We start from the raw sequence: 16,562 nt of genomic DNA, 5'->3' as shown, positions 1-16,562 counted from the left end.
GCCACGCACACCCACTGGTCACCACGAACACGATCGCGGTGAACACCGCCCGATCATCCAACGGCGCCGTCCCACCACCCTGCGGACGAGACACAAAACCCGGGATCAACGGCTCCACCAACGCCCACAACTCATCCGGCACCAACCGCAACGACAACTCATCCACAAAGTGGATCATCCCACACCAAGACCAACCACACGAGACAGGGTCTAAGCTGGCTGGCGGGTAAGGCCACGCTTTCCAGTGGCCCCGCCTTTTAGCCTTACCCAGGCCACCGCCAGGGGCCCCAAACAAAACAACTTCACCACAACGGGCACCACCGCTTTATCTGGCGCAATCCAGCGGCGTCGCCGAAGGCGACAAGCAGTCCCTCTAGCACCAGGACCAGCAGTCCGCACGAAAATGCGCCAGGTTTTCACATACCCAACGGCGCGCTCCGAGCACCCCGGCCAAGATCCTCCACATCGACAAAGCGCCACCCCCAACCACCGCGCCTCGAAACCCGCCGATCCCAACCGCCCGCTGGGGTGAAGTTGTTTTGTTTGGGGGAAGCGGTGGCCTAAGCCAGCCAGCGGGTAAGGCCACGTCTTTCCAGTGGCCCCGCCTTTTAGCCTTACCCAGGCCACCGCTAGGGGCCCCAAACAAAACAACTTCACCCCAGCGGGCACAGCCCGCAAAATCCGGCGCCCGAGGCCGGCGTCGCCGAAGGCGACCAGGCCGAACCCCGAGGCGCAGCCGAGGCCCAGTGTCACCCCAAATGCACATCTCCCCCCGCCTGAATCACCGTCCCGTTCACCGTCCCCCTGATCGAGTTGTACACCCGCCCCCGCTCCCCCACCCGAGGCGTGGACCGCGCGGGCAGAACCGGCCGCCGACCCAGCTCCGGCCGAATATACGGCGGCTGCCCCAGCAGCACCCGCAGCAAATCCTCCATCCCCTCCGCGTCATACCCCACCCGATAGTGATCAGCCCCCAACGGCTGCAAGAACAGCGGAATCTCGTCCGGCTCATGCCCCGGCAACAGCACCGGCAGGATCTTCCCCGTCCACACCCCCCGATCGTGCTGCAACAGATCCCGCAGAATCGCCGCCTCCGCCTGCAGCCCCCGATTGTCCTCAGCAGCGGCCTGCCCATCCCCCGCGATCCGGTACCGCGGCGAACCGACCACCAGCACGAAATCCGCGGCCGGGATCTCGGCGAGAGCCCACACGTACCAGTCCTGCCGCCCGCCGAGGTGCCACTGGTCCAGGCAGACGTCCACACCGGACTCCACCAGGCGCTCGGCGAAGTACCGGACTTCGTCGCGGTGTTCCGGGCTGTCATGGGTGTAGGACAGGAAGACCCTCGGCATCGGTCAAACTCCGCTCAATTCGCGGCGCACGCGGGCCTCGTTGAGGACAGCGGGCACCAATCTGTCGTCTTGTCGGTCCGCCCGCTCCCAGTGTGCTCGCGCGGCGGCGTGGTCGGATCGGCTGGCGGCGATGTTGCCCAGGCCGGTGCACGCGCGCGCCAGTTCGTACCGGCTGGCCGCGAGTTCGGCCAGTGCCGCGGCCTGGGTGTAGTGGTGGGCGGCCAGGTCGAGTTCGCCTGAGTTGAACCGAACCCAGGCGATCATGTTGAGTGCCATCAACTGGTCGACCGGCTGCTGATCCGGCTGCGCCCGCGCCTCTTCGGCCGCGACAAGTGCCTCGGCGTGCTTGCCCAGCCCGGTGAGTGCCAGAGCGATGCCGCGCAACGTGATGGCGACATTCCGCGTGCGGCCGGCGGCCCGGTAGGCGGCGAGCGCGGAGTTCAGGTCCAGCACCGCCGCGCTCATTTCGTGCTGGGATTGCTTGTACAGCCGGGCCCAGGCAAGACTCGACATCGCGTCGACGCGGCCGCGTTCATCCCCCGCCGTTGTGAAGGCGTGCAGGGCGCGGCAGTGGTAGTCGATCGCCTCCGCTATTTCGCCCGCGTCGATGCAGGCCATGCCCAGGTTGTGCAGGATCATCGCCGTCGCGGACAGGTCGTCGAGTGTTTGCGCGGCTTCCAACGCTCTGAGGTGGGTGCGCCGCCAGGGCTCGTAGAGCTTGTCGCGGAAGAAGAACGCCCGCATGATGTACGCCGATTGCCAGCAGTGCCGGTATAAGCCGTGTCGGGCGGCGAGATCCACGACTCGCGCCAGCGTCGGCCAGTGCGCCCGCAGCCACGTCAACGCCGCCACGTCGTCGTCGAAGCTCACTTTCGCGACGCAGTCCACCTCGGGACGGTAGCGAGCGGGTTCCATCAACTCGTCCGCCGCGAACACGCGGGCGAGCGCGTAATCAACCAACCGCGCGACGGCGGCATCCCGCTCGTCCCCGGTGGGCATCGCGTGGCGAACGGCGAAGGCGCGCACCAGGTCGTGCACGGCGACGGTGCCGTCCACTCCGATGTCGATCAGACCGGCGTCGTGCAACCGTTCCAGCAGAACCTCCGCCTCGCCGACCGGCAGCGCCGCCATCGCCTCGACCGCGTCGAACTCCACGACCGGACCGGGGTGTACCGCCAGCAGCCCGAACACCGACCGTTCCGGGTCTGTCAGTGCCGCATAGGACAATGCGAACGCCGCCGCGACCCCGCGTTCGCCGTCGTCGAGGGTCGTCAACCGGGTTCGTTCATCGATCAGCCGCTCCCGCAACCGAGGGGCGCCACCGACCACGAACCGCGCGGCCGCGATCCGGACGGCCAGCGGAAGCCGCCCGCACAGCTCCACGATGTCCTCGACCTCGGAGCCGGTCGGCCCCCGATCGCCCGCCACCGAACGGAACAACGCGACCGCGTCGGCCAGGTCGAGCATGCCCAGCGGCTGGTGCCAGGCCTCGTCGAGGGCGGGCAGCCTGCCCCGGCTGGTGACCAGCACCCGGCAGCGCGGCTCGGCGGGCAGCAGCGACCGGATCTGCGCCGCGCTCGCCACGTTGTCGAACACGAACAGGATCGCCTTGCCACGAACCAGGTCCTGTAGCAGGTTCGCGCACCCGTCGACGTCCCACGGGACCCGCTCGGCCGGGTCGGCGAGCATGCCCAGCAGGGAGTGCAGCGCGGCGCGGGGCGTCATCGGGTCCGTGCCGGGGGTGTGTCCGCGCAGGTCGAGGTACAGGGTGCCGTCCGGGAACCGCTTCTCGGCCCGCCGCGCGGCGGTGACCGCGACCGTCGTCTTGCCGACCCCGGGGAGGCCGTGCACGACCCCGATCCGGACCTCGTCGCCGAGCAGCACGGACGACAACCGGTCCAGGGCGTCGTCACGACCCAGGAAGTGCCGGGTGACCGGCGGGAGGCCGCGAAGCAACCCGGGGCGGCCGTCGAGCAACGCGAGCAGGTCTCCGCCCGCGTCCACGGCCCGGTCGCACGCGGCGCCGATCTCCGGTTTGACCGCGACCATCCCGCGCTCGATGCGACTGAGGTACCCGATGCTGATGCTGGCCCGCAGGCCGACAACCTCCAGTGTGAGACCGGCCGCTTCGCGGCGGCGGCGGAGTTCGGCTCCGAATTCGGTCATGGCTCCAGGTTCTTCGCGCTCGGCCGGGGCGACCCACCCGCGGGCGGCGTCCGGCTGCTCGCGGGTGGACCCGGTCATCCGAGCAGACCGAAGGTGCGCAGCACAATAGCCAGAAGATGGGTGTGCACGATGTGGCCCCTTCATTCGTGTGGTGTGGTCGGTAATCCCGACCGGAGCCATCGTGCGGCGCTCCGGCCGTCCGGCGCCACTGTTGCCCGTTTCCTGGTTTTTCCGATGTCGGAAAATTCCGGAAACACCCTGGCAGGTCCACTCGGGGCGGGGCGAAAATAGGATCGGGGCCGGTGTCGGGCGAAGGGATGAGTGTGGACAACGAGGATCTGCTCGACCGGGAACTGCGGTCGCTGCGCAAGGGGCTTGGCGTGCACCAGGTCGCGCTGCCGCGAGCGGCCGGTCCGGTCCTGCGGGAGCTGTCGGGGGTGCGGGCGGGCGACCCGCCGGGGGTCGTGCGGGACCGGGTGATCGCGACGGTGCGGGACCTGGTCGGCCGGTTGGCGCCGGGCTGGCGGGAGCTGGCCGGGGTGGTGTTCGGTCTGGACAACCCCGGCAACAGCGGCTACCTGAACCGGCTCGCCGGGTACGGCCGGGTCGCCGAACGGGACGTGCGGACCATCCAACGCCGGGCCAACCAGGTGGTGCGCCTCGTCGCGGAACTCGCGTACGCGGCCGAGGTCCCCGTCATCGACGCCGGGGTTCCCTGGCACACCAAGCGGCTGGCGGTGCAGGTGGCCCTACGCGGCGACCACGTCGAGATGTTCGAGACGCGGCGGATTGTCAGCCACCGCCCCAACCTGGTGGACGTCGAGCACGCCGTCTCGGTCGGCCGGTCCGCGCCCGGCGACGGGCCGGTGGACCTGGCTGCGCTGGGGATCGACGAGATCGCCGGTGGTGCCGTGCTCGCGCCGCGGATGGTGTCCGCCGACCGGGTGGCGTTCCGGTTGCGCCCACCGCGCCCGCTCGGCGTGGGCGACGAGCACGACTTCTTCTTCCGGGTGCGGGCGCCGGTGATGGCGCCGTACTGCTGCTGCACACCGCAGTTCGCGTGCGACCTGTTCACCGTCAACGTTCGGTTCGAGCCGGGCCACCGGCCGCCGCGGGCGTGGCGGATCGACGGGGTGCTGTCCCGGGAGGTCGCCGACCCGGTCGCGGAACGGCCCGACCTGCTGGTTGACAGCACCGGCGAGGTGCGAGCCGAGTTCACCAACCTGCGGCCCGCGTTGTCCTACGGCATCGGCTGGGCTTAGAGCACGTCGCATGGGGGTTCTTGAAGCAGATGAGGGTGGTGCGGGCGAGGTGGTTGCGGGCGAGACGTTCCCAGCGGCCGGTGAGTCGGCGGTAACCGTTGGTGAGCCAGGTGTGGGTGCGTTCGACGACCCAGCGGTGTTCGCGTACGTCGTGGGCTTTGTCGGCGTGGACTTTGTCCGGTCGTGACCGGCGCGTGCGGCTGGGTTGGCGTATCCGGGGCACCGCTTGGACGAGCGGGCGCAGGGTGTGGTGGTCGTTGTGGTCGGATACCCGGGCCTAGTGGAATATTCCTCTGAACGACCACCGCTTGGGCTGCACGTCGGGGTCGTGGGTCGCCAGAATTCGTCGGGCCTCTTGCGCCAATCGGTGTCGGGAAAGGCGGGCGGTCTCGAACACGGATAGGACTTCCGACGCTTGTGCGCAGGCAGCGTCAACATAGCCGGTTAGCGACAACAGGTGTGCGTGCTCGATAGCGGCGACCGGCCACTCACCTTTGTGGGACGGTGTGGGTGAAGTGCGCTCGATCCTGGGGATGAGTTCTTCGACGAGTTCGCGCGCGGGCCGGTAGTGCCCACGGCGACGTAGTGCCCGCACCCTGGTCAGGGCCATGCTGAACCGTTCGGACTCGGTGGCCCACACGGGCTCTACCTCCCACTCGTCGAAGACAGGGCAAGAGGTGTTGGCCAGGTCGTGTGCTGCTGCGGTCAGATACCTGGCGCGGTGCTCGGTGACGCTGTCGCCGTTGAGTAGCGCGGCGTGCTGGAGCACGGCGGTCGCGTCACCGGCGGCGAGAGCCAACCGGGCCGCCGCGAGGTTGTCCCCCAGGCTTGACCGGACGGTATAAGCGGCGGCGGTGTCACCGCGCTCCTCAAGCCGTTCGGCCACTACGCGCAAGAGGGGTTCGCCGGTGCGCGCGGGGACGGACTTCGCCACGTGCACGGCGTGCCGGAGGACAGTCAGGTCTACCGACGGATCGGCCACGGCGCGCCCCAGTACTACGGCGGCACGCTCAGCGGCTGCTCCTGCTGTTCGGCGGATTTCAGCGGCCGCGCCGGGGTGCAACCGCCACAACTGCCGACCGGCGGAGTCGGTCTGGTCCACGGGGTGCAAGACGCCCCCGTCAAGCACCTCGGCGACCACCATCGGCGCGCGGGAGCCGAGCGGGGACGCGGCTCCCTCGGCCAAGAGGTCACCCGGGAACGGAATCGAGTCCAGGGCGGCGGCGAAGGCCAGCACCGGGTTCGGCTCGACCGGCTCGACACACCGCTCGGCCAGGCCGACCTGGGCGAAACCCGAAGACGACGTGGTCGTGAGCAGTGTCCGCACCCGGGGAGACGGCAGCACGAGCCGCTCGGCCGGGAAACCGGGTGGCACGCCGTCCAAGATCCAGCACACGTCCTGCCCGGCCGCCGTGCAGAGGTCGGCGACGGTGTCCCGGGCGTCGTCGAACCCCAGGTCGGCGAGGTCGACGCCGAACCGGCGCCGCGCGATCGCCCGCAGGTCGGCGGCGTACCAGGCGAGCAGGTCCGCGCCTGCCAGGCTGATCGACTCGACGCCGCCCGGGTACGCGGTGCGGAACAGCACCCCGTACTGCTCAGCGAGCGCCGACTTCCCGCTCCCCGGCGACCCCACGACGGCCGTCGGGGACGGTGAAGTGTGCACCCGCCACAGCTCGGAATAGCGGCCCACAAACCGCCTCGGCCGACACAGGGATTCCACCGCCGCCCCGCCCAGCGGCTCCGCGCACCCAGCGGCCACCGCCTCCGCCGCCTGGTCGAGGGACACCGCCGTGGCCACCCCGGTCGGCTCGGAACCCACCGCGATGATCCGCCGGCCGGGGTCACCGAGTCGCTGGGCGGCGAGCACCGCCCGGGTGAACTCCCATTGGCAGACGTGCGGCTCCAGGTAACCGGGCGTGGCGACCGCAAGGAACACGGTGGCCTCGTCGACGGCCTGGCGCTGCGGGTCCGTCACCCCGCCGAACGGGGTCAGGTCCCGCCCACGGGTCACCGGGAAACCGCAGGCCCGCACCACCGCCTCGACCTCGTCGGCAGCGGCCCGGTCGTCCGGCGCAGAGCTGAGGTACACCCGCTTTGTCACTCGGCAACCATGTCCCACCGGCCCCGTGAACGGATCGGTGAACACCGGACAATGACATGACAATCTGACGCCGGCCGAAATTCCCCGGACCGGACTTGAACCCGACGCGGCGGGAGGTTCTACCGTCGAAGCCGTGGCACAGTTCTGGCGAGTGGGCGACCTGGCTCGGGCAACCGGGGTGACGGTGCGCGCCCTGCACCACTACGACCAACTGGGGCTGCTCGTCCCGTCCACCCGCACCTCGGGTGGTCACCGCGCCTACACCGGCGACGACGTGCGCAGGTTGCACCACATCGTCGCCCTGCGCGGGTTCGGCCTGGGTCTCGCCGAGGTCCAGGCCGCGCTGGACGACCCGGTGGGGCTCCCGGAGCTGGTGGAGCGCCAGCTCGCCGTCGCCGAGGAGCGGGTGCGGGCGGCGCGGCGGTTGCGGCACCGCCTGCTGCACGTCCGCGCGGGTCTGCGGGAGCTCACCGAACCGTCCACAGCCGAGTTCGTCGCACTCATCGAGGAGACCGTCACCATGAACCAGCCGCTGACCCCCGAGCAGGTCGCCAAGCTCACCGCCGAACGCCAGGCGATGATGGCCCAGCTCACCCCCGAGCAGATCGAGCAGATGAACCAGCGCCGCCGCGACGCGGTGGCGGCGCTGTCCCCCGCTGAACTGGACGAGATGCGGCAACGGCGCCGGGAGATGATGCCGCCTAGCTGATCTTCCCGTCGAGGTAGACCCACTTGCCGCCGGCGCGGACGAACCGGCTCGTCTCGTGCAGGACACCGGTTCGGCCGTGGTGGCGGAAGTGCGCCTTGAACTCGACGGTTCCCTTGGCGTGCAACGGGCCACCGCCCACTGTGGACACGATCTCCAGCCCCGTCCACACCTGCCCGGGTTCCAGGTCGAGGTCCGCGGGCCGGGTGTCGGGGTGCCAGGTGCGGTTGACGTACTCGGCGTCGCCCTTGGCGAACGCGCTGTACCGCGACCGCATCAACGCCTCGGCCGTTCCCACGGCCGCACCGGCGTGCGCGCGACCGCAGCACTCCGCGTAGTCCAACCCGGTCCCACAAGGGCACTTCTCCGCCACAACACCCGCCATGGCACCAAGTATGGCCGCCGCGTGGTCCACGGCGTCACCCGGTCTGCGCCACCCGCCCGACCCGCAGGTCGACGGCGCGGACGAAATCGTGGTACCGCCGTTCCGCCGTGTCCGGGTCGCGCTCCACCACCACGATCCCGAACCGCCCGATCTCCAGTCCGCCGAGCATGTACGCGACCGCGCCGGTGCGGGTTCCGGTGCGGAAGTGCAACCGCTCCCGCACCAACGTATCCACAACGTCCGAAGGGGACAGTGCACGGTATTCGCCGCGGTACAACCGGTCGGTCGCGAAATAGGCCCGTGGCGCTCCTTCCGGTGTCAGGTAGCGCCCGGTCAACGGGTCGTAGTTGCCCTCGACCAATCCGTGCAACAAGAAATACGGCGCCGTTCCGCCACCCATGCGCAAGTTCAGTTCCAACGCGTAGTGGGTCCACTGGTGTCCCGTGCGCACGGAAATGAAGTCCACGCTCGCGATCCCCACGATCGATTTGGCGGCGAGCACCGCGGCGGCGCGCAGGGCGAGTTCCTGGATTTCCAACCGGTACACCGCGCGCGCCGGGAACGCGCACCCGGCGAAGATCTGGCCGTCCAGCACCTGGTCGTGCGTGCTCAACACGCCGACGTCGCCCGCCGCTCCCATGATCACCTGGACCGACGGCGACGCCACCTCGTCTCCGTCGACCAGTTGCTCGACCACCGCTCCCATCGCCGTGACCTTGCCGAGGTAGTTGTCCCAGTCGTCCGGCGGCGCGGCGAACACGGCGCGGCGCGGCAACTCCCGACGCAGCCAGGGTTCCAGGCCGGTGACCGGCGCGCCCGCGAACGAGAACAGCACGTTGCCACCCGCGCCGAAGCTGTCGTTCAGCTTGATGATCGCGTTGGGCATACCGGGCACCCTGGCCCGCAACGCCGCCAACGCCGACACCACGTCGTCGAGATCGCGCAGCCCCTCGACCCCGGGCGCCACCGGCACACCGGCCTCCAGGAAAAGCCGCCGCGCGCCGGATTTCGAGCCCAGCTCGGCGAAATCCGGGTCCGGCGCGTACAACGGCACCCCAAGCCGGACCGCGAGGGTCTGCTCAAGGCCGGAACTGGTGAAGGTGACCAACACGGCGTCGTCGCCCGCCAACGCGCGCAGCCGCGCGAGCAGGTCGGGGCGGCGCAACACCTTGGCGGTCAACGGAATCGGCTCGCCGGTGCCGCAGTCGAGCATCGTCAACCGCGAACGCGCGTGCGCACGCGGCAGCGACGGCACGAGATCCAGCGCGTACTCCAGGATCTCCGGCGCGACCGGCTCGCTGGTGACGTACACCAGCTTCGTGCCGGGGTCGCGCAGCAGTTGCAGCAGGAACAGCAAACGCTCCTCGTAGTGGTTGACGCCGGGGATCTTGCGCAGGCCCGCGCCGTCCATGCTGAGGCTGGGCACCACGATCACCGTGCGCGGTGTCCCGGTGCCGCGGAAGAGGTCCGGCACCCGCCGTTGCGCCATCTGGAAGGCGGTGCGCTCTCGAATCCGGTCCACCTAGGCCCCCTATCGCCGCGCGGACTCAGGCCCATGGTGGGTGCCGGGGTGAACTCGGAGCAACTCCTTGGGGCCCAACTGTAAACGACTGGTCTAGAGCACCACCCGGACGGACTCGGGAGCGTTCCCAACAATTCCGGGCCGGAAACCCGAACACCTGCGGGATCTTGACACTTGAGTGTAATGCGGGACACACTTGAGCTTGGCTCCTGATGGGAGCGCTCCCAACCCCCGACTCAGCCTGAGGGGTCCCGTGCGCCATCTGCCGTGGAGGGCCAGCGCCCTCGTCACCGCCGTCACCACCGCCGTCATCACTGCCGTCCTCGCCACCGCGCTGACCGGGTGCGGAACCGGGTCGACCACCCCCGGCGCACCCGGGTCGCTCGAGCTGAGCATCGCCACCTTCGGCGAGTTCGGGTACGAGGACCTGCTCATCCAGTACCAGGACACGCACCCCGGGATCAAGATCCGGCACCAGAAGACCGGCCAGGGCGGCCCCTACCACCAACAGTTGTTCACCCGCCTCGGCGCGGGATCCGGGCTCGCCGACGTCGTCGCGGTCGAGGAGGGGCACCTGGCCGACGCGCTGGCCAAGTCCCGGTTGTTCTACGACCTGGCCGCGATCGGGCCGCGCGAGGTCACCGGGGACCGCTGGCTGGACTGGAAGTACGCCGCCGCCAAGGCCAAGGACGGCGCGCTCATCGGCTACGGCACCGACAGCGGGCCGCTGGCCATGTGCTACCGCGCGGACCTGTTGGCCGCGGCCGGGTTGCCGAGCACCCCCGATGCCGTCAAGCCGCTGTTCGCCAACTGGGACAGCTACTTCGCGGCGGGCGACACATACCGCGCGCGCACCGGCAAGGCCTGGTTCGACTCCGACGCGCAGATCTTCGACGCGATGAACAACCAGTTGGCCACCGGCTACTTCGACACCGAGGACAACCTGGTGGTGGAGACCAATCCGGGCATCCGGCGGAACTGGGACGCGGTCACCGCGGCGGGTGAACGGGGCCAGTCCGCCGGTCTGACCGCGTTCTCCGCCGAATGGGACGCCGGGTTCCTGGCCGGTGCCTTCGCCACGAAGACGTGCCCGTCGTGGATGCTGGGCGTGATCAAGGCGCAGGCGGGACCGGACAACGCGGGCCGCTGGGCGGTCACCGACGCCTTCCCGGGCGGCGGTGGCAACTGGGGCGGCTCGTACCTGACGGTGCCCAGGCAGAGCAGGCACCCGCGCGAAGCGGCGGCCCTGGCGGCCTGGCTGACCGCGCCGGAGCAACAGATCAAGGCCTTCGCGGCGACCGGCAACTTCCCCAGCCAGGTCGAGGCGTTGACCTCACCACAGCTGTTGGGCACGCTGGACCCGTACTTCGGCAACGCGCCGATCGGGCGGCTGTTCGCCGCACAGGCGCGGAAAGTGTCGGCACCGCAGTACAAGGGTCCGGGCGACGGCCGGATCCAGGAGAACGTCGCGACCCCGGCCCTGCGCGCCGTCGAAGAGGGCGCCTCCCCCGCCGAGGGATGGCGACAACTGGTCAACGGCGCCAAGAAGGTGGCCAGGTGAACCAACGACGTCGACCTGCCAAGTCGGGAACGATGCCGGGTGGGGATGAGGGGGCGGGTGGTGGGAGAAGTCGACACAGTGCCAAGAAGATCGCCCGGTGAACAAGTTCTACGGCTATCTGTTCATCGCGCCGTTCTTTGTGGTTTTCGTTGTCACCGGGCTGTTTCCCGTGGTGTTCACCGGATACGTGTCGCTGTTCTCGTGGGAACTGGTCGACGGCTCGCCTCGGTTCGTGGGACCGGCGAACTACCTCGAACTGGTGGCCGACGACCGGTTCTGGACGGCGGTGGTGAACACGTTCAGCATCTTCGCCTTGTCCACCGGGCCGCAGTTGGTGCTGGCGGTCGTGCTGGCGTTGGCGCTGGACCGGCGGTCAACCGGGTGGCGGGTGGCGGTTCTGCTGCCGTGTTCGATGAGCCTGGTGGCGGTGGGGATCATCTTCGCGAACCTGTTCGGGCCGAATTACGGGCTGGTGAACACGGTGTTGTCCGGGCTGGGGTTGGGGCGGGTCGACTGGCAGGGCAGCCGGATCGCGAGTCATGTGGCCATCGCGGTCATGGTGAATTGGCGGTGGACCGGGTACAACGCCCTGGTTGTCCTGGCCGGGCTGCAGGCCATTCCCCGGGTGCTGCACGAAGCGGCCACAGTGGACGGTGCGGGGCGGTGGGGTCGGTTCGTGCACGTGACCCTGCCGCTGTTGCGTCCGACGTTGCTGTTCGTGCTGGTGACCTCGACCATCGGCGGGTTGCAGGTGTTCACCGAGCCGAAGCTGTTCGACGGTCAACCGGGGTCGAACAACGGGGGCGCTTCCGGCCAGTTCCAGACCGTCGCCCTGTACGTGTACCAATCGGCGTTCGAGACGCAGCGGCTGGGCTACGCGTCGGCCATGGCGTGGGTGCTGTTCGGGATGGTCGCGGTCCTCATCGGCGTGAACCACGTGCTCACCACGAGGTCAACTGGAGCCGCGAACCACTAGTTCCGTGGGGAGGACGATGGATTGCGGGAGGTGTTGTTCGCCCGCGAGTTGGGCGGTGAGGCGCCAAGCGGCGGTGTTGCCGAGGTCTTCCGGGGAATGGCGGACGGTGGTGAGCGGTGGTGTCGTCGCTTGGGACAGCAGGGAATCGTCGAATCCGACAACCGCGATGTCCTGCGGGACGCGGGCACCCATCGATCTCAGGTGGCGGAGCGCGCCGACGGCGATGACGTCGGAAACGCAGAAGACGGCGTCCAGGTCCGGTGTGGACGCCAGCAGTCCCGCGACGGCGGCGGCCCCGGCATCGGCGGTCATCGCGCAGGGAACGGCGACGGCACGCGGGATGGCGCGGCGGAAACCGGTCACCCGGTCGACGCAGGCGGCGATGTCCGGCGGCCCGGCGAGCACGCCGACCCTGGCGCGGCCCTGGAGGTGGCGACCGGCCACCGTACCACCACCGAGGTTGTCACTGTCCACATAGGACATCTTATGTACCAGTGGCCGCCCGACCAGGACCACGGGGACGTCGAGCAGGTCGGGCAGCGGGTCGTGACCGTTGAGGCTGACCACCACCGCACCATCCACAGTGGTCACTTCGTCCGGGTTCATCGCCACCACGACGCGGTGGTCGGGCAGACCGGCGGTGACCCCGCGCAGGACGGCGGCGAGGTAGCTGTCGTCGAAAAGCCGGTCGGTGTCCTCGGAAACCACCACGGCGATCGTGTCCGTCGTCGTACCCGCCAACGACCGCGCGGCGTGGTTGCGCAGGTAGCGCGCGGACGCGACAGCGGACTGGACCACGGCCCGGGTTCGGGGGCTGACACCGGGGGAACCGTTGAGCACACGGGAGACCGTGGACCGGGACACCCCCGCAAGCCGCGCCACCTCCTCCAGGTTCACCCCAACCTGACCCCGGTCGCCACGTGCCGACCGAGCAGGGCGAACACGACCAACAGCGGCACGGTCGCCACCGTCGTCCCGGCCAGCACCAGCGGGTAGTCCACGTAGTGCCCCGACTGCAGCCGCTCCAGGGCGAGCTGGACGGTCGGGTGGTCGGCGTCCAGCGCGATCAGCGGCCACAGGAAGTCGTTCCAGCTCAGCATGAACGTGAACATGCCGAGCGCGGCCGCCGCGGGCCGGACGCACGGGAGGCAGACGTGCCAGTACACCCGCAGCACCCCGCACCCGTCGACGCGCGCGGCGTCGACCAGTTCGATCGGCACCGACGACACGGTGTACTGGCGCATCCAGAACACACCGAGCGCCGTCACCAGGTTCGGCACGACCACCGCCTGCAGGCCACCGGCCCACCCCAGCTCCGCCATCGCCAGGTACTGCGGGATCACCCCCAACTGCGTCGGCACCGCCATCGTCGCCACCACGAATGTGAACAGCCCATCGCGGCCGGGAAAGCGCAACCGCGCGAACGCGAACCCGGCCAGGCTGGCGAACAACACCGTCGACACGGTAACGGTGCCCGCCACGATGGCGCTATTGCCGAGCGCGCCCCAGAACGGCACCGAGTCGAAAACCCGCCGAACATTCCCCCAGAAGTGTCCCCCCGGCACCAGCGGCGCCCCACCCACCCCCGGCTGGCTGCCCACCGCGTACGCCCAGTAGAACGGAAAAAGCGACCCGGCGACAAAGCCGAGCAGCAATCCGGTCACCCAGTGCCACCCTCGACCCGATCGGCCGCCGCCCAACCGCCCAACCCATCCGCTCACCGGATGATTGTCCCGCCACCGCGCCCCACCCGAGCACCCCCGGCGCGGCCCCGGAGCAGGCGGTCCCGCCCCGCCGGGATCGCAGGCGGGCACCCGGACGACGGCGAACGCCTGCGGTTGGGGCGACGGGCTTCAAGATCGAACAGCACTGAGCAGCCCCGGACTCCACGCTACCGACCACCACCGACAACCCGAGAAGATCCACCAGCAGCCCCGCCCGAACCGCCCGGCCAGCCCGCCTTTCCTCCCGTCTGCCCCGCTCACGCGGCACGCTCGGGCCGACCACCTCGTCGCACTCGGCCGACCACCTCGTCGCGCTCGGCCAGCCGACTCGCCCAGACACTTCTTCCGCGCCACCTGGCCATCCCACTCTTCCAGGGCACCCTGGCCACCCCTCGGCGCGGCGGCTTGACGAAATCCCCACCCGGGTCCACGCAGGAGCCCGCCCACCCGGGGGCCGGGGGCCCATTCCTGAACATAGCGCGGAACGCGGGTTGTCAAGAGGGGAGCCGGGTGGGCTGGGGACGGCTGCGGGCACTGTGGATAACCGCTTGGACAACTGCTGCCGGTGGCCTCCGCGTCAACCAGTGTGCGAGCGGCCATCCGGAGTGGCGAGGGTCCTTGCGTGCGGGGTGCCGCCGGGCGGGTGAGGGTTTGGTTGCTGCCCACTGGGCGAGCGGCCACCCTGGCGAAGCCCCTCACGTGAAAGGCCCCAGGACTAGTAATGCCGTCGGGCGAACAGCCACCCAGGTGGCGAAGACCGCGGCGTGAGGGCCTAACCGGGCAGGTGAGGGTTGACCACTATTCAACTGGCGAGCTGCCACCTGGAGTGGCGAGGTCCTCGTGTGCGGAGTGTCGCCGGGCGGGTGAGGTTGGCTGCTCGCCCATTGGGCGAGCAGCCACCCGGGCGGCGAAGGCCCTCGCGTGATAGGCCCGACCGGGCGGGTCGGGGCTAGTTGGTGCCCAATGGGCGAGCGGCCGCCCGGGTGGCGAACGTCCCGTGTGTGGGGCCAGCCGGGGGGTGGGGTTAGTGGGTGTCCATGTGTTCGCGGAGGGAGCGGGGGCGCATGTCGGTCCACACCTGGTCGATGTGGGTGGTGCACTCGTCCTTCGTGCCGGTGGTGCCTTCGGCGTGCCAGCCCGCGGGGATGTCGCGGTCGGCGGGCCAGAGGGAGTACTGCTCCTCGTCGTTGGTCAGGACCTGGTAGGTGATGTCGTCCCTCATGGGGTGGGTTCCTCTCTGTTCTTCGGGTATCGGCGGAGGGTGGGGTTGATGGTGACCAGCACGGTGACGGCCGCCATGCCCGCGGCGGACACGAGGACCGCGGTGGACGGGGACACGGCCTCGACGAGCAGGCCGCCGAGGGCGGGGCCGAGGGCGGCGGCCCCACCGACCACGACGCTCATCACGCCGCTGAGGCGGCCGCGGAGGTCGTCGGGGGTGAGCAGGAGCTGGTGGGTGGTGATGGTGGTGTTGGCGGTCGGCGCGAGCAGGGCCATCCCTGCGAACAACGCGCCGAGGACGAATCCGTTACGGGCGAAGACCGCGACCGGCGCCAGGATCGTCAGGGCCCAGAAGACACCGGCGATGGACACGTGCGGCGGCAGGACGCGGTGCAGGTACGGCGCGATGAGCGAGCCGACGATACCGCCGACGCCGAGCATCGCGGCCATCACACCGATCTGCGCGGCGGGGACACCGCCCTTGTCGGCGAGCACGATGACGACGAGGTAGTACGCGCTGAAGAACAGGTTCAGCGCGAGCGCGCAGAAAGCGGTGACGCGGATCTCGCGGTGCCGCCAGACCCAGCGCATCCCGTCGGTCATCTCGCGGCCGAGGTGCTTGATCGGGGTCGCTTCCCTGGCCCGTTTCGGCACTCGGATGAACGCGAGCGCGACGAACGAGATCAGGTGGGTGATCACGTCCATCAGGAACGGCACCCACCGGGCGATGGTGAACAACGCGCCACCGAGCGCGTTGCCGACCATCTGACCGATCGACGACCGGGCCGCGTTCATCGAGACCGCGGTGGCCAGTTGTTCGTCCGGCACCAACGCGGGGAGGGCGGCGTCTTCGGCGGGCTCGAACATCGCCCGCCCCGCCCCCATCACGACGGCCACCGCCACCATGTGCGGCACCGTCCCCATGCCGAGCACGACCGCGACCACGAGCGACCCGATCGAGACCACTTGTGCCGCCTCGCACACCAGCATGATCCGCTTGCGATCCCACCGGTCGACGAGCGCGCCCCCGGGCAACCCCACCGCCAACTGCGCGACGGCGTCCGCCGCCATCACCACACCGGACGCGGCGGCCGAGCCGGTGAGGGCCAGGACGAGCAGCGGGAACGCGATCATGCTCGCGCTGAAGCCGATCTCCGCGCACGCCTGGCCGACCCAGAGCAGCGTGTAGTTGCGGTTGCGGGACAGCGGGACCGGGGCCTTCCGGTCCTGTGTGGACACCTCGGTCTGCTCGGTGGTCATCGGATTCCCCCCGGTTGGGTGAAGATCGAGCCTGCCTGAGCAGCCCCCGAATCGAGCCTACGCGGGGGAACCGACGGAACCGACGGCTTGGCGACCAGGCTGTGGACAACTCGACAGCCCGGCGGGACTGATCCGCGCGGGTCGGGCCGGTCCACTACGAATCCGTTCGACGGCAGGCGCCGCCCGGCCACGCGCTCACTGGTTCCAGGTGCCAAGGCAGGCCGGGTGGACGGGAACGGGGTGGACAAGATCATCCGGGGTGAGGGTCCCCCGAGGTCCATTCTTCCGGGGCGGGGGGACCGGGGCGGGGGGATGTGGGGTGGGTG

Annotated in this window: 15 protein-coding genes; 4 read left to right on the top strand and 11 right to left on the bottom strand. The window is 69.9% G+C overall.

The annotated features are described in order from the left end of the window. From H504_RS35535 to H504_RS0116875, 3 genes are all read right to left on the bottom strand, one after another. Positions 1 to 178 (bottom strand): transposase (locus tag H504_RS35535; RefSeq protein ID WP_035304633.1); only part of this gene is annotated, 178 nt, incomplete at its 3' end. Between the two features lie 571 nt (positions 179 to 749). Next, on the bottom strand, positions 750 to 1,352 hold the full coding sequence (locus tag H504_RS38760) for an SEFIR domain-containing protein (protein WP_026423733.1): 603 nt from the start codon (positions 1,350 to 1,352) through the stop codon (positions 750 to 752). A gap of 3 nt (positions 1,353 to 1,355) precedes the next feature. Next, positions 1,356 to 3,518 carry an XRE family transcriptional regulator gene (locus H504_RS0116875; protein ID WP_026423732.1) on the bottom strand — a complete coding sequence of 721 codons (2,163 nt, stop codon included), beginning with the start codon at positions 3,516 to 3,518 and terminating at the stop codon, positions 1,356 to 1,358. A 323-nt stretch (positions 3,519 to 3,841) separates the two neighbouring features. Here H504_RS0116875 and H504_RS0116870 point away from each other — a divergent pair, with 323 nt between their 5' ends. Then, on the top strand, positions 3,842 to 4,780 hold the full coding sequence (locus H504_RS0116870) for a hypothetical protein (protein WP_026423731.1): 939 nt from the start codon (positions 3,842 to 3,844) through the stop codon (positions 4,778 to 4,780). On the opposite strand, the gene H504_RS44050 is transcribed toward H504_RS0116870, so the two are convergent. Together H504_RS44050 and H504_RS0116860 are read right to left on the bottom strand one after the other, a co-directional pair. After that, positions 4,734 to 5,003, bottom strand: coding sequence for a transposase (locus H504_RS44050; RefSeq protein WP_169735411.1), 270 nt, complete (start codon positions 5,001 to 5,003; stop codon positions 4,734 to 4,736). The two genes, H504_RS0116870 and H504_RS44050, sit on opposite strands and share 47 nt — an antisense overlap. Before the next feature lie 54 nt (positions 5,004 to 5,057). Further along, entirely contained in the window at positions 5,058 to 6,881 is a 1,824-nt protein-coding gene (locus H504_RS0116860) for a toll/interleukin-1 receptor domain-containing protein (protein ID WP_169735410.1), read from the bottom strand. A 133-nt stretch (positions 6,882 to 7,014) separates the two neighbouring features. Between H504_RS0116860 and H504_RS0116855 the strand changes: the two genes are divergently transcribed. Next, a complete protein-coding gene (locus H504_RS0116855; protein ID WP_026423729.1) occupies positions 7,015 to 7,590 on the top strand; it encodes a MerR family transcriptional regulator in 576 nt (191 codons plus the stop codon). Here the strand turns inward: H504_RS0116855 and H504_RS0116850 are convergent. Further along, the gene (locus H504_RS0116850; RefSeq protein ID WP_026423728.1) at positions 7,583 to 7,972 is read right to left on the bottom strand and encodes a YchJ family protein; all 390 of its coding nucleotides are present in this window, start codon (positions 7,970 to 7,972) and stop codon (positions 7,583 to 7,585) included. The two genes, H504_RS0116855 and H504_RS0116850, sit on opposite strands and share 8 nt — an antisense overlap. Positions 7,973 to 8,006: 34 nt before the next feature. Next, positions 8,007 to 9,494: a hypothetical protein gene (locus tag H504_RS0116845; RefSeq protein WP_026423727.1), complete on the bottom strand. Its 1,488-nt coding sequence runs from the start codon at positions 9,492 to 9,494 to the stop codon at positions 8,007 to 8,009. A 262-nt stretch (positions 9,495 to 9,756) separates the two neighbouring features. On the opposite strand from H504_RS0116845, the gene H504_RS0116840 reads away from it, so the two are divergent. Then, positions 9,757 to 11,055, top strand: coding sequence for an ABC transporter substrate-binding protein (locus H504_RS0116840; protein ID WP_026423726.1), 1,299 nt, complete (start codon positions 9,757 to 9,759; stop codon positions 11,053 to 11,055). A gap of 97 nt (positions 11,056 to 11,152) precedes the next feature. Then, positions 11,153 to 12,031 (top strand): carbohydrate ABC transporter permease, encoded by an 879-nt coding sequence (locus H504_RS35525; RefSeq protein WP_051385957.1) that lies wholly within the window; start codon positions 11,153 to 11,155, stop codon positions 12,029 to 12,031. Here H504_RS35525 and H504_RS0116830 read toward each other — a convergent pair. From H504_RS0116830 to H504_RS0116815, 4 genes are all read right to left on the bottom strand, one after another. Continuing rightward, positions 12,008 to 12,928: a LacI family DNA-binding transcriptional regulator gene (locus H504_RS0116830; RefSeq protein ID WP_026423725.1), complete on the bottom strand. Its 921-nt coding sequence runs from the start codon at positions 12,926 to 12,928 to the stop codon at positions 12,008 to 12,010. The genes H504_RS35525 and H504_RS0116830 overlap by 24 nt on opposite strands. After that, positions 12,925 to 13,686: a carbohydrate ABC transporter permease gene (locus H504_RS0116825; protein ID WP_084467811.1), complete on the bottom strand. Its 762-nt coding sequence runs from the start codon at positions 13,684 to 13,686 to the stop codon at positions 12,925 to 12,927. Before H504_RS0116825 ends, H504_RS0116830 begins: the two co-directional genes overlap by 4 nt. Before the next feature lie 1,093 nt (positions 13,687 to 14,779). Next, complete coding sequence (locus H504_RS0116820; RefSeq protein WP_026423723.1) at positions 14,780 to 14,977, bottom strand: MbtH family protein; 198 nt, start codon at positions 14,975 to 14,977, stop codon at positions 14,780 to 14,782. After that, entirely contained in the window at positions 14,974 to 16,236 is a 1,263-nt protein-coding gene (locus H504_RS0116815; RefSeq protein ID WP_051385956.1) for an MFS transporter, read from the bottom strand. The genes H504_RS0116820 and H504_RS0116815 overlap by 4 nt, the downstream gene beginning before the upstream one ends. Positions 16,237 to 16,562 lie beyond the last annotated feature (326 nt).

It is taken from the genome of Actinokineospora inagensis DSM 44258, from assembly GCF_000482865.1.
In the GTDB taxonomy this organism is placed as follows: domain Bacteria; phylum Actinomycetota; class Actinomycetes; order Mycobacteriales; family Pseudonocardiaceae; genus Actinokineospora; species Actinokineospora inagensis.
This window is presented reverse-complemented; position numbering and strand designations above follow the sequence as displayed.

Coding starts and splice junctions, on each gene's coding strand:
- H504_RS38760 (WP_026423733.1), bottom strand. CDS start 1,352: ATGCCGAGGGTCTTCCTGTCCTACACCCATGACAGCCCGGAACACCGC.
- H504_RS0116875 (WP_026423732.1), bottom strand. CDS start 3,518: ATGACCGAATTCGGAGCCGAACTCCGCCGCCGCCGCGAAGCGGCCGGT.
- H504_RS0116850 (WP_026423728.1), bottom strand. CDS start 7,972: ATGGCGGGTGTTGTGGCGGAGAAGTGCCCTTGTGGGACCGGGTTGGAC.
- H504_RS0116820 (WP_026423723.1), bottom strand. CDS start 14,977: ATGAGGGACGACATCACCTACCAGGTCCTGACCAACGACGAGGAGCAG.
- H504_RS0116815 (WP_051385956.1), bottom strand. CDS start 16,236: ATGACCACCGAGCAGACCGAGGTGTCCACACAGGACCGGAAGGCCCCG.